The sequence below is a fragment of the Proteus sp. ZN5 genome, assembly GCF_011046025.1.
Lineage (GTDB): Bacteria > Pseudomonadota > Gammaproteobacteria > Enterobacterales > Enterobacteriaceae > Proteus.
Genome location: NZ_CP047639.1, coordinates 2119789 through 2132054 on the forward strand (window position 1 = coordinate 2119789; position 12266 = coordinate 2132054).

At 39.9% G+C, this 12266-nt stretch carries 13 protein-coding genes and 1 pseudogene; 9 read left to right on the forward strand and 5 right to left on the reverse strand.

Annotated features, from left to right (window positions below):
• Positions 1-126: 126 nt before the first annotated feature.
• The 3 genes from cvpA (at position 127) to GTK47_RS09725 (ending at position 2867) form a co-directional block, all read left to right on the forward strand.
• The gene (cvpA, locus tag GTK47_RS09715; RefSeq protein ID WP_023581692.1) at positions 127-618 is read left to right on the forward strand and encodes a colicin V production protein; all 492 of its coding nucleotides are present in this window, start codon (positions 127-129) and stop codon (positions 616-618) included.
• Between the two features lie 30 nt (positions 619-648).
• The gene (gene purF, locus GTK47_RS09720; RefSeq protein WP_165122920.1) at positions 649-2166 is read left to right on the forward strand and encodes an amidophosphoribosyltransferase; all 1518 of its coding nucleotides are present in this window, start codon (positions 649-651) and stop codon (positions 2164-2166) included.
• A 119-nt stretch (positions 2167-2285) separates the two neighbouring features.
• Positions 2286-2867, forward strand: coding sequence for a UbiX family flavin prenyltransferase (locus GTK47_RS09725; RefSeq protein ID WP_006533335.1), 582 nt, complete (start codon positions 2286-2288; stop codon positions 2865-2867).
• 163 nt (positions 2868-3030) lie between these two features.
• On the opposite strand, the gene GTK47_RS09730 is transcribed toward GTK47_RS09725, so the two are convergent.
• Complete coding sequence (locus tag GTK47_RS09730) at positions 3031-3936, reverse strand: TIGR01777 family oxidoreductase (protein WP_165122921.1); 906 nt, start codon at positions 3934-3936, stop codon at positions 3031-3033.
• Positions 3937-4002: 66 nt separating this feature from the next.
• Positions 4003-4617, reverse strand: a complete 615-nt coding sequence (locus GTK47_RS09735; protein ID WP_165122922.1) for a glutathione binding-like protein — start codon at positions 4615-4617, stop codon at positions 4003-4005.
• A gap of 198 nt (positions 4618-4815) precedes the next feature.
• Here GTK47_RS09735 and yfcD point away from each other — a divergent pair, with 198 nt between their 5' ends.
• Positions 4816-5358 carry an NUDIX hydrolase YfcD gene (yfcD, locus tag GTK47_RS09740; RefSeq protein ID WP_072063189.1) on the forward strand — a complete coding sequence of 181 codons (543 nt, stop codon included), beginning with the start codon at positions 4816-4818 and terminating at the stop codon, positions 5356-5358.
• On the opposite strand, the gene GTK47_RS09745 is transcribed toward yfcD, so the two are convergent.
• Positions 5355-6401: a LacI family DNA-binding transcriptional regulator gene (locus GTK47_RS09745; protein WP_165122923.1), complete on the reverse strand. Its 1047-nt coding sequence runs from the start codon at positions 6399-6401 to the stop codon at positions 5355-5357. The two genes, yfcD and GTK47_RS09745, sit on opposite strands and share 4 nt — an antisense overlap.
• Positions 6402-6628: 227 nt before the next feature.
• Between GTK47_RS09745 and GTK47_RS09750 the strand changes: the two genes are divergently transcribed.
• The 4 genes from GTK47_RS09750 to alr all read left to right on the forward strand — a co-directional run bounded on the left by GTK47_RS09750 (position 6629) and on the right by alr (position 10234).
• Complete coding sequence (locus GTK47_RS09750; protein ID WP_075670614.1) at positions 6629-7072, forward strand: PTS sugar transporter subunit IIA; 444 nt, start codon at positions 6629-6631, stop codon at positions 7070-7072.
• A gap of 29 nt (positions 7073-7101) precedes the next feature.
• On the forward strand, positions 7102-7389 hold the full coding sequence (locus GTK47_RS09755) for a PTS sugar transporter subunit IIB (RefSeq protein WP_098942352.1): 288 nt from the start codon (positions 7102-7104) through the stop codon (positions 7387-7389).
• Between the two features lie 10 nt (positions 7390-7399).
• On the forward strand, positions 7400-8656 hold the full coding sequence (locus GTK47_RS09760) for a PTS ascorbate transporter subunit IIC (RefSeq protein ID WP_099073795.1): 1257 nt from the start codon (positions 7400-7402) through the stop codon (positions 8654-8656).
• Between the two features lie 354 nt (positions 8657-9010).
• Complete coding sequence (gene alr, locus GTK47_RS09765; RefSeq protein WP_165122924.1) at positions 9011-10234, forward strand: alanine racemase; 1224 nt, start codon at positions 9011-9013, stop codon at positions 10232-10234.
• A 70-nt stretch (positions 10235-10304) separates the two neighbouring features.
• On the opposite strand, the gene GTK47_RS09770 is transcribed toward alr, so the two are convergent.
• Positions 10305-10448: a Hok/Gef family protein gene (locus GTK47_RS09770; RefSeq protein WP_072063187.1), complete on the reverse strand. Its 144-nt coding sequence runs from the start codon at positions 10446-10448 to the stop codon at positions 10305-10307.
• Positions 10449-10847: 399 nt separating this feature from the next.
• Positions 10848-10991, reverse strand: a pseudogene (locus GTK47_RS09775) (transposase); the annotation flags it as partial.
• Between the two features lie 100 nt (positions 10992-11091).
• Between GTK47_RS09775 and GTK47_RS09780 the strand changes: the two are divergent.
• Positions 11092-12261, forward strand: a complete 1170-nt coding sequence (locus GTK47_RS09780) for an RNA-guided endonuclease TnpB family protein (protein ID WP_165122925.1) — start codon at positions 11092-11094, stop codon at positions 12259-12261.
• Positions 12262-12266: the final 5 nt, after the last annotated feature.

Sequence of the window (12266 nt, forward strand, 5' to 3'; positions counted from 1 at the left end):
TTATGATTTTTCATATCGCCGTAAATTATTTTGAAATTAGCGAAAATTAGCATTACGCAAACGTTTTCGTTTTCTGTTAGAATGCTTCCGTATTAATGCGGAGCATCATTATTGGATAAAGAATTTATGGTCTGGATAGATTACGCCATCATTGCCATTATTGGTTTTTCCGCATTAGTCAGCCTGATCCGTGGCTTTGTTCGTGAAGCATTGTCACTTATCACCTGGGGTTGTGGTTTCTTTGTTGCTAGTCAGTTTTATCCTTATCTTGCCGTCTATTTTACCCGGTTTGAAGATGAGCTGGTTCGTAACGGGATTGCAATAGTCACGTTATTTATTGCGACACTGATTGTCGGCGCTGTTGTGAATTATGTGATTAGCTCTCTTGTTCAACGCACAGGGTTATCAGGTACAGATCGTGTATTGGGGGTCTGTTTCGGGGCTTTAAGAGGCGTGCTGATAGTGTCAGCATTACTTTTTGTTTTAGGCGCATTTACGCCTATGGCAGATAGCGCTGATTGGCAACGTTCTGAGCTTATTCCTCAATTCAACCATATTATTAGGTGGTTCTTTGACTACCTGCAAAATGCGTCAAGTTTCGTGTCGGAGAGAATATAACCTCTCCGTCTGGCTGATGAGGATCTATTCATGTGCGGTATTGTCGGTATCGCTGGAGCTAATCCAGTAAACCAATCAATTTATGATGCGTTAACGGTGTTACAACACCGAGGTCAAGATGCAGCAGGCATTGCAACAATAGACGGTAACAACGGTTTCCGTCTTCGCAAAGCTAACGGACTGGTTAAAGATGTGTTCGAAACCCGTCATATGTTGCGTTTAAAAGGTACTATCGGGATAGGGCATGTCCGTTATCCTACAGCGGGTAGTTCTAGTGCATCAGAAGCGCAGCCTTTTTATGTGAATTCACCATTTGGTATCACGTTGGCGCATAATGGTAATTTAACCAATGCGCATTTATTACGTCGCCAATTATTTGAAACAGCGCGTCGCCATATCAATACCACCTCTGATTCTGAAATACTGCTTAATGTATTGGCATATGAATTAGATCGTTTTGACCATTTCCCTCTTGAACCAGATAATATTTTTGCAGCCGTTGCGGCAATGCATAAAAAACTCCGCGGTGCTTATGCTTGTGTTGCTTTGATCATCGGTCATGGCTTACTGGCTTTTCGTGATCCCTTTGGTATTCGCCCTTTAGTATTAGGTAAACGTACCTTAGAAGATGGTCGCCATGAATATATGGTCGCATCTGAAAGTGTTGCGCTTGATACTTTAGGTTTTGAATTCTTGCGTGATGTGGCACCGGGTGAAGCGGTTTATATCACAGAGCAAGGGCAGCTCTTTACTCGCCAATGTGCTGAAAATCCTCAATTAATGCCTTGTTTATTTGAGTATGTTTACTTTGCTCGCCCTGATTCCTTTATCGATAAAATTTCGGTTTATAATGCGCGTTTACGCATGGGACAGAAATTAGGCACTAAAATTGCGAAAGAGTGGGATGATTTACACATTGATGTTGTGATCCCAATTCCTGAAACATCTTGTGATATCGCTTTAGAAATTGCGCATATTCTCAATAAACCTTATCGCCAAGGCTTTGTAAAAAATCGCTATGTTGGCCGTACTTTTATTATGCCGGGTCAGCAAGAGCGCCGTAAGTCGGTTAGACGTAAACTGAATGCAAATCGCGCAGAGTTTCGTGATAAAAATGTTCTATTGATTGATGACTCTATTGTACGTGGTACAACGTCAGAACAAATCGTCGAGCTTGCAAGAGAAGCAGGTGCGAAGAAAGTCTATTTTGCATCAGCTGCGCCAGAAGTTCGCTTCCCTAATGTGTATGGTATTGATATGCCAAATGCCAATGAACTTATTGCTCATGGGCGTGAAGTGGATGAAATTCGTAAATTAATTGGTGCTGATGGGCTTATTTTCCAAGATCTCACTGATTTAATCGCCGCAGTACAAGAAGAGAATCCTGATATTAATCAGTTTGAATGTTCTGTGTTTGACGGTGTTTATATTACAAAAGATATTGACCAAGATTACTTGGATTATTTAGAAAATCTACGTCGTGATGATGAACATAAAATTCGTGATCAGAATGAAATAGAAAATTTGGAAATCTATAACGAAGGCTAATTTTTCGGTAAGATACCTCTCTTATAAAGCGTCGATGCCAGCGTGTTCTGCATCGACGCTTGTTTTTTGAGGGTTAATCATCATAATGATTAACAAAGATATATATTCTGAGGATCATAATGAAAAAGCTGATAGTTGGGCTAACAGGAGCCAGTGGTGCAATTTACGGTATACGGTTATTAGAGATACTGAAATCAGTGCCATCAGTTGAAACACATTTAGTGATTAGCCAAGCTGCACGCCGTACTATTTCATTAGAAACCGATTATTCGCTAAAAGATATCCATGCTTTAGCGGATGTCATTTATGATGATCGCGATATTGGCGCATCTATCTCTTCAGGATCGTTTCGTGTCAATGGAATGGTTATATTGCCTTGTTCAATTAAAAGTCTGTCAGGCATTGTTCATAGCTATACAGATACCTTAGTGACTCGCGCTGCGGATGTGGTATTAAAAGAGGGACGTAAGTTGGTGTTATGTGTGCGTGAAACACCACTACATTTAGGCCATTTGCGATTAATGACACAAGCGTCAGAGTTAGGTGCAGTGATTATGCCGCCCGTGCCAGCATTCTACTTTCAGCCTAAAACCATCGATGATATTGTCAATCAAACAGTTAATCGTGTACTCGATCAGTTTGAGATTGATTTACCTGATGATTTGTTTCAACGGTGGGAAGGCGATAAACCTGCTCGCTAAGTATACTCGTCATACTTCAAGTTGTAGCGTTGTTGACGACGTTCATTCGTACTAGTCACATACTATTGTATGCTCCTAGCGACTTATTTACTTGTCGCCTAGCTACACCTTGAATTATTTAGAGTATCTATTTGGTAGAATATTTATTCCGAATAAAAAGAGATTATTTTCCTGTGGTAATAATATCTTTTAATGCCTCTTCTAAATGAGGGTAGCGAAATTCAAAGCCGGCACTGAGTAGTTTTTCAGGAATAGCTTGCTGCCCACCTAACACTAATGTGGCGCTTTCTCCCATCACTAAACGTAATATGCTTTCGGGAACCGTCATTAAGGCTGGGCGATTAAAGGCTTTTCCTAATAGACGAGTAAACTCTTTGTTTTGTACAGGCTCAGGCGCTGTTAAGTTAAAAGCACCTTTAGCATCTTGGTTCTTAAGCAAGAAAACAATCGCATTGACCATATCATCAATATGGATCCACGGCATATATTGTTTCCCACTTCCCAATTTGCCGCCTAATCCTAACTTAAAAGGTTTGCTCATTTTAGGCAGCGCGCCACCGAGTGTTGAAAGTACAATCCCTGTACGTAACAAGCAAACCCGTGTTAATGGTGTTTGTGCTTCAAGTGCAATGCGTTCCCATTTAGCACAAAGCTCATGTGTAAACTCTGGATTTGCTGGTGTTTTTTCAGTAACTCGAGTATCACCTTGATCACCATAAAATCCCACCGCTGAGCCAGAAATAAAGACAGCTGGGGGCGGATCACTGGCTTTAATTAAATCAACCAATTTCTGAGTTAAATGACAACGGCTATTAACGAGTTTCTGCTTTTGAGAAGGTGTCCAACGATTATCAGCAATAGGCTCTCCAGCAAGATTAATTACGGCATCAAACTCATTAAGATTTTGTTTATCGTTGAGTTGAGTCCAACAGGTGATTTCATTACAAAAATGAGAATAGACTTTTTGAGGTGAACGAGAAAGCACCGTAATATCATTATTTGCGAGCGCAAGCTCACAAACTAATGCTTTGCCAATTAATCCTGTACCACCAGTGATAAGAATTTTCATCACAATCCTCCTGATCTGCTTGCTTGATAAAGAATAAATATCATCCTGATATATGAATTGCTTATATTAACCAAAGAGTTTTTTCGTTGCTGGGCGCTGGTTAATATTGTTTAACCATTTTTGAATTGCTGGGTAATTTGCCAAATCAATATTGTGGTGATCGTGCAGACGAGCCCATGTATATGTGGCGATATCTGCGATACTGTACTCTTCTCCACCAAGGTAAGCTGATTGCGCTAACCTTTTCTCTAATACGCTATATAGTCGCTGTGTTTCTTCAGTATAACGTTTAATCGCATAAGGAACTTTTTCTGTGGCATAACGAGTGAAGTGATGATTTTGCCCCAACATTGGGCCAAATCCACCCACTTGCCAAAACAGCCATTGTAGTTGTGTTGTTTTTTCTCGTAAATTTTTGCTAATCAATTTGCCACTTTTTTCAGCTAGATAGATAAGAATAGCACCTGATTCAAAAATAGAGATAGGTTCACCCCCATCAATAGGTGAGTTATCTACAATAGCGGGAATTTTATTATTGGGTGAAATTGCTAAAAATTCAGGCTTAAATTGATCGCCTTTACTAATATCAATGCGATGTAACTGATAAGGTATGCCTGTTTCTTCAAGAAAAAGCGTTATTTTTTGGCCATTTGGGGTATCTGCATAATATAAGTCAATCATTAAAAGCTCCAAAATAAAGTAGGCACTAAATACACAAGATAATCACAGTCTGCCTTCTAACATCATAAAAAGCAAAAAAGCGCAAGATGGATAAAACAAGTCACGTATGATTATTGTAGTGGTGAAAAATAGTGATTTTGGTATATTCAGGATAAAAATTACGATCGTTTAGTATCGGTTAAAAAAGGTTTGTTGAGGATGGAACAAGAAAAGACGGCATTGGTTGAATGGGTTGATATTGTTGATGATAAAAATGAAGTCGTTGCACAAGCAACACGTCAACAAATGCGAGCTGAAAACCTAAGACATAGAGCAACTTATATCGTTGTTCATGATGGAATGGGAAAAATCTTGGCGCAGCGTAGAACTGAAACAAAAGATTTTTATCCGGGTTGGTTGGATGCTACTGCGGGTGGTGTAGTTCAACAAGGTGAGAATTTACTTGAAAGTGCACGTCGTGAAGCAGAAGAAGAGTTAGGTATTGCTGGAGTTCCTTTTGCTGAGCATGGCCAATTTTATTATGATGATGAAAGTTGTCGCGTATGGGGAAGTCTGTTTAGTTGTGTTTCTCATGGGCCTTTCGCACTGCAAGCAGAAGAAATTGAGGAAGTGTGTTGGTTAACTCCCTCTGAAATTACTGAACGTTGTGATGAGTTCACACCGGATTCATTAAAAGCCCTTTCTCTTTGGTTAACGCGTAACAACAGTACACGCCTAGAAAGCAGAGAAACAGTAGATTAAGGGGTACTTTGCCCTAGTTCAAATCGATAAGCATAGTTGATAACGGTATCTTCGAATATAGCGTTATCATCTTCGTCTCTCAAGCGTTGTAAAAGTGCTATCAGATGTTTTCCTGCCTCTTTTCCCATTTTGTGATAATCAAAACGAATTGATGTGAGAGAAGGAGATATCTGATCGCTATTTTCAGAGCCTTCTAAACAAGCAATAGCCAGATCTTGTGGGATCTTGATTAATCGACGTTGACACTCAAAAATCATACCTAGCGCAATACTTTCATGACTACAAATAACTGCATCGAGTTCAGGTTGGCGCAATAAAATCTCTGTTAGCGCTTGCCGGCCGTATGCCATAGATGCAGGATCCGGTGTAGTGACACTTTGCTCAGCGTTTAAATAATTTTTAAGTAATGCTCGTGACCAACCCGTTATTTGCTGGTGGTGCAGGCGTTGCCCTTGTAACGCACCAATATAGCCAATACAACGCTTTCCTTGAGTGACTAAATGGTTTGTTAAATCATACGCAGCTTGCTCATAAGAACAATCAATACTAATTGCTGCCTGTTCATCCGATTGGCTAGCGACACTGACAACAGGCACATTGGCATTACTGATATGTAAAAAATGAGTTGGGCTAAGCTGTGAACCAAAGGCAACCAATGCAGCAGGATTACTTTGTAATAGCATATTAATTACATCACTAGCTTTGTGAGGCTGATGCTCATAGCAACCAACTAAAATTTGATACTGATGGCGATTGAGTATTTGTTGCAAAGACTGCATAAAATCCGCACTGACTCTATCTGTAAAAGAAGGCAACAGTACCGCAATAATATGGCTTTGTGCTGAAGCTAAAGCGCCTGCTGAGGCATTAGGAATATAGCCAAGCTCTTCTACTGCTTGATTAACTTTTTCTCGTAACTTATCAGAAACTAATTCAGGGGTTCGCAATGCACGAGAAACGGTCATTGAACCGACTCCTGCATGTTTAGCGACATCTTGTAATGTGACGCGACCTGTATTTCGGCGCTTACGTGTTTTGATCATTTGTGATTATGCTTGCTTAGCCTATTTTATTAACCGCAGATCCTACCTGAAATCTTCCTATTATGCTGAAACAATACAGTGTCAATTGTTGGCATTTTCTGCAATTAACATTTCATTAAAATGATAGCGCTATCACAATTACGAATGTTCTATCTAGATAGCGCTACCATTAATGATTACTATCCTTAATAACGAAGCTCAAAGAGAGTCTTATTGAGGTTACAAATATGCTTAAAACGTTATTAACACCGGATGTGGTGCAAGTGGTTCCAAACGTTAGCGATTGGCGAGAAGCCGTTAAAGTGGCGTGTCAGCCATTAATTGATAAAGGTTGTATTGAACCTCGTTATATCGATGCAATTTATAAATCACACGAAAAAATCGGGCCATATTATGTATTAGGTCCAGGCATTGCGATGCCTCATGCACGTCCTGAGGATGGTGTTAATCAACTTTCTCTTGCATTAACCATTGTTGAGCAAGGTGTTGAGTTTGGTGCTGATGAAAACGATCCTGTGAAATTACTGATTGTTTTGGCTGCAACAGATAACGATAGCCATATTAATGCCATTATGAAATTAGCCGAACTTTTTGATAACGACACTGATATTCAAAAGCTATTTAATGCGAAAAGCAAAGCGGATGTATTAGCCGTTATCAACAATTATTAATGACGATTTAAATTACCAAGGGGAATATCATGAAAATTACTGTTGTATGTGGAAATGGTTTAGGTAGTAGCTTAATGATGGAAATGAGCATCAAAAGCATCCTAAAAGATCTTGCTGTAAATGCAGAAGTGGATCACGTTGATCTGGGTTCAGCAAAAGGTACACCAAGTGATATCTATGTAGGTACACGCGATATTGCTGAGCAACTTAATTCACAAGCGGTAAATGGAAAGGTTGTTTCACTCGATAACATGATTGATAAAGTGGCGATGAAAGAGAAGCTTTCTGTCGCATTACGTGAATTAGGCGCGTTATAAGGAGCCTATCATGGACTTTTTCCGCTTTCTAATGAGTGATGTGCTTTCAGAACCGGCTATTTTAGTGGGTTTGATTGCATTGATTGGTTTAATTGCCCAGAAAAAACCAGTTACAGAATGTATTAAAGGCACCGTGAAAACCATTATGGGTTTTGTGATTTTAGGTGCTGGTGCAGGTCTTGTAATTAATTCACTGGGTGATTTCTCAACGATTTTCCAACATGCATTCGGTATTCAAGGTGTTGTGCCTAATAACGAGGCGATTGTCTCTATTGCACAAAAAAGCTTTGGTAAAGAGATGGCATTAATTATGTTTTTTGCCATGTTGATTAATATCTTAATTGCACGTTTAACGCCGTGGAAATTTATTTTCTTAACTGGTCACCATACATTATTTATGTCAATGATGGTGGCCGTTATTTTGGCAACTGCGGGCTTAGAAGGCACAGTATTAGTTGCGGTAGGTTCATTAGTTGTTGGGATTTCAATGGTATTTTTCCCAGCCATTGCACATCCTTATATGAAAAAAATTACTGGCTCTGATGATGTTGCATTAGGACACTTCTCAACTATTTCTTATGTTGTTGCCGGCTTTATCGGTAGTAAATTTGGTAATAAAGAGCATTCAACAGAAGAGATGAATGTTCCTAAAAGCTTACTATTTTTACGTGATACACCCGTCGCCATTGCTTTCACTATGGGTATTATCTTTATCATTACCTGTTTATTCGCGGGAGATGCTTTTGTTCGCGAAGTCAGTGGTGGTAAAAACTGGTTTATGTTCTCGTTAATGCAATCTATCACTTTTGCAGCTGGCGTTTATATTATTCTGCAAGGTGTGCGTATGGTTATTGCTGAAATTGTCCCTGCATTTAAAGGTATTTCAGATAAGTTAGTTCCTAATGCAAAACCAGCGTTAGATTGCCCAGTTGTATTCCCTTATGCACCAAATGCAGTTTTAGTGGGCTTTTTAAGTAGCTTTGCTGCGGGTGTTATCGGCATGTTTATTCTGTATGCCTTAGATTGGACAGTGATAATTCCGGGTGTTGTTCCTCACTTCTTTGTGGGTGCAACAGCAGGGGTATTTGGTAATGCAACAGGTGGACGTCGTGGTGCGATTTTAGGCGCATTCGTTCAAGGTTTATTAATCACGTTCTTACCTGTGTTCCTATTACCAGTACTTGGTGATATCGGTATTGCTAACACTACATTTAGTGATGCAGACTTTGGTGTTATCGGTATTCTGTTAGGTATTATTGTTCGTTGATAATATTCATTTATTGAATTTTAATAGATGCTCGACTTTCTAATTAGTCGGGCATTTTTTTGGTAAAAATAATGGACTTAAATTTCTTTTATATATTCAGTATATTATGATTAGAGTGTTCCCCGTATGCACGGGAATAGACTGGTGTTTCCTACAGGGATCACACCTATAATTTTCTTTCCCTTTTCTATTCATTTTCGTCATTGAGCTGATACATATATCATTTTGAATTAATATGTTTATTTTATGAATAGTAATGCTATTATCCTGAGTGAATATTCACTGTGTGTATATTTTCGTACCTAATTAATTATAAAAATAGGTTTAACATCACAATCACTAAGGAAAAAGAAGATGTCTTTTGGTATTCGATATCTTACGTTGTTACCACTTTTTGTTATCACTGCTTGCCAACAACCAGTTAATCACAATCCACCAGCGACTCAAACAGCTCAGGTTCAACCTGCAATTGTGAATAACTCATGGATTGAAATCTCACGTAGTGCGCTCGATTTTAATGTGAAAAAAGTCCAATCACTTTTAGGTGATAAATCCTCGCTTTGTGCTGTTTTAAAAGGTGATGCATATGGTCATGATTTATCATTAGTCGCACCTGTTATGATTGAAAATAATGTGCAATGTATTGGTGTAACGAATAACCAAGAGCTAAAAGAAGTTCGTGATCTAGGATTTCAAGGTCGTTTAATGCGTGTACGTAATGCCACAGAGCAAGAAATGGCTCAGGCGACAAGCTATAACGTGGAAGAATTAATTGGTAACTTAGATATGGCTAAGAAATTAGATGCCATTGCTAAACAACAAAATAAAGTGATCTCTATTCATCTTGCCTTAAACTCAGGTGGAATGTCTCGTAATGGTTTAGAGGTCAATAACAAAGCAGGGCTTGAAGAGGCGAAGCAAATTGCTCAATTAGCTAACCTTAAAGTGGTTGGCATTATGTCTCATTACCCTGAAGAAGATGCGGATAAAGTAAGAGAAGATCTCGCTCGTTTTAAACAGCAATCACAAAAGGTATTGGATGTTACTGGGTTAAATCGTAAAGACGTTACTCTGCATATGGCAAATACTTTTGCCACAATTACCGTACCTGAATCATGGCTAGATATGGTGCGTGTAGGCGGGATTTTTTATGGTGATACCATCGCAAGTACAGATTACAAACGTGTTATGACTTTTAAATCCAACATTGCCTCAATCAATTATTATCTTAAAGGAAATACTGTTGGTTATGATCGCACTTACACACTAAAACGTGATTCAGTATTAGCTAATATTCCTGTCGGTTATGCAGATGGTTATCGTCGAGTCTTTAGTAATGCAGGGCATGCTTTAATTGGTGGCCAACGTGTGCCTGTTTTAGGTAAAACATCAATGAATACGGTGATTGTTGATATTACTGATCTTAAAAATATCAAATCAGGGGATGAAGTCGTGTTCTTTGGTAAGCAAGGTAATGCAGAGATCACTGCTGAAGAGGTTGAAGATATTAGTGGTGCACTGTTTACAGAGATGTCGATTTTGTGGGGTGCGACCAATCAGCGTGTACTCGTGGATTAAAGTAGGGTGCTTGTGATCACCAATCTCAACAACTTTTGAGAGAAATTGTGGGGGAATTTCCCCCACAAAACTATTTATCGCAAGATAAAATAGCTTGAACTACGGTGTCGCCACTACTGATATTAAAAGAACATAATCTTTCATGTTTCAGTAAAGCAAAACACAAAACTGTAATACATACAGTAATCAGCCCTAATAGGGCAAGCTTAGTCATTTCTCTTGACACTCCTTTATAAAGGAGACAGAATCAAGTTGTCGTGTTTTGAGACTGCCTCGGATTTTAGTAAATTAAAATTCGGGGCTTTCGTCTTTTTGGCTCTCGCAAATGCTTGAACCAAAATGATCCAAGCACCCACCTGCATACTAACAGAAACCCACCTCATTCCTATCTTTTTCTGAATAATAAAAATATAAATAAGTAAGTAAAATCAATGTGTTAATTGTTTTCGTATTGAGTGTTTATATGTGTGATTTTATTTGACGCTTCTTTATAAAACAGACAGAACCAAGTTGTCTGGTTTTGAGACTGCCTCGAAATTTAGCAAAATCCGCCGTAAACCCCCGCCTAATGCGGACGGGGATATAAGGCGAAAAGCCCGTAGGGCTTTAAAAATCAGTTAGGCGTTGACTGACTCTTAACATAAGCTCTGAGTGTTTCAATCGTTGTTCCTCCGGCGCTACAAACAAAGTACGATCTTGACCACAGCAACCCCGTTTTACTCTGCATCCGAAGTTGCGTATTCTGCTGACGCTGTGCCTCTGCCGAAGGAAACCTTCCAATAATTTATGTTGACCGCTCAATTGAATAAATCCTCTGTAATGTTATCATTTAATGACTATAGCTATGAGCGCTGATTATGTTAAGAGCTACGAAAGTACGCATTTATCCGACACCGGAACAGGCAGAATATCTGAATGCCCAGTTCGGTGCCGTGCGTTTTGCGTACAATAAAGCTCTGCACATCAAAAAGCATATTTACAAGCATTACAGTGTGAGCTTAAGCCCACGAAAAGAGCTGAAACCGTTGTTGTCCGTGGCGAAAAAATCGCGGAAATATTCATGGTTAAAGGACTATGATTCTATTGCGTTACAACAGGCGGTGATTAATCTTGATGTCGCCTTTCCCAACTTTTATAACCCAAAACTGAAAGCCCGTTTTCCGGCATTCAAAAGCAAGTATGGTAAGCAATCGAGTTATCACTGTGTTGGGGTAAAAGTTCTGGGTAATGCCGTTAAGATCCCCAAGCTGTCTCCTATAGAAGCCTGTATTCACAGGGAAATTACCGGCAAAATAAAAAGTATCACGTTGTCTAGAACGGCATCGGGTAAATACTACGCTTCCATACTCTGTGATGATGAAACCGAAACGCCAGCAAAACCCGCATTGGTCACATCCGTTACCGGTCTGGATATGGGGCTGTCTCATTACGTGATAGAGTCGAATGGCGATAAGGTTGCTAATCCGCGCCATCTCATCAACGCCAGCCGTAACCTACGACGGAAACAGAAAGCGTTATCACGTAAGAAAAAAGGCAGTGCGAATCGTCGAAAAGCTCGCCTACAGCTTGCTGGCGTACACGAACGGGTAGCCAATGCTCGCGCTGATTTCCAGCACAAACTCTCACGTACAATTGTTGACGAAAACCAAGCGGTAATTGTAGAGACGCTGAAAGCGGCAAATATGATGAAGAACCTCCATCTGGCTCGTGCGATAGGCGATGCGGGATGGCGTGGATTTATCTCAAAGCTGGAATATAAAGCGGCAGAAAGAGGTGTTCATGTAGTGAAACTGGATCAATGGTTCGCCAGTTCGAAAACCTGTCACTGCTGCGGTCACAAAATGCCGGAAATGCCGCTAAACAAGCGTATATGGCAATGCCCTGAATGCGGAGTTGACCATGACCGTGATATCAATGCGGCTATCAATATCCGGCAGAAGGGCATACTGGAATTACAGGCGGCGGGTCTCGTCGTCTCTGCCCATGGAGGCCAGCGTAAATCCGTCACACAGATGGTTGCGGCCTGAGAAGT

Coding starts and splice junctions, on each gene's coding strand:
- cvpA (WP_023581692.1), top strand. CDS start 127: ATGGTCTGGATAGATTACGCCATCATTGCCATTATTGGTTTTTCCGCA.
- purF (WP_165122920.1), top strand. CDS start 649: ATGTGCGGTATTGTCGGTATCGCTGGAGCTAATCCAGTAAACCAATCA.
- GTK47_RS09725 (WP_006533335.1), top strand. CDS start 2,286: ATGAAAAAGCTGATAGTTGGGCTAACAGGAGCCAGTGGTGCAATTTAC.
- GTK47_RS09730 (WP_165122921.1), bottom strand. CDS start 3,936: ATGAAAATTCTTATCACTGGTGGTACAGGATTAATTGGCAAAGCATTA.
- GTK47_RS09735 (WP_165122922.1), bottom strand. CDS start 4,617: ATGATTGACTTATATTATGCAGATACCCCAAATGGCCAAAAAATAACG.
- yfcD (WP_072063189.1), top strand. CDS start 4,816: ATGGAACAAGAAAAGACGGCATTGGTTGAATGGGTTGATATTGTTGAT.
- GTK47_RS09745 (WP_165122923.1), bottom strand. CDS start 6,401: ATGATCAAAACACGTAAGCGCCGAAATACAGGTCGCGTCACATTACAA.
- GTK47_RS09750 (WP_075670614.1), top strand. CDS start 6,629: ATGCTTAAAACGTTATTAACACCGGATGTGGTGCAAGTGGTTCCAAAC.
- GTK47_RS09755 (WP_098942352.1), top strand. CDS start 7,102: ATGAAAATTACTGTTGTATGTGGAAATGGTTTAGGTAGTAGCTTAATG.
- GTK47_RS09760 (WP_099073795.1), top strand. CDS start 7,400: ATGGACTTTTTCCGCTTTCTAATGAGTGATGTGCTTTCAGAACCGGCT.
- alr (WP_165122924.1), top strand. CDS start 9,011: ATGTCTTTTGGTATTCGATATCTTACGTTGTTACCACTTTTTGTTATC.
- GTK47_RS09770 (WP_072063187.1), bottom strand. CDS start 10,448: ATGACTAAGCTTGCCCTATTAGGGCTGATTACTGTATGTATTACAGTT.
- GTK47_RS09780 (WP_165122925.1), top strand. CDS start 11,092: ATGTTAAGAGCTACGAAAGTACGCATTTATCCGACACCGGAACAGGCA.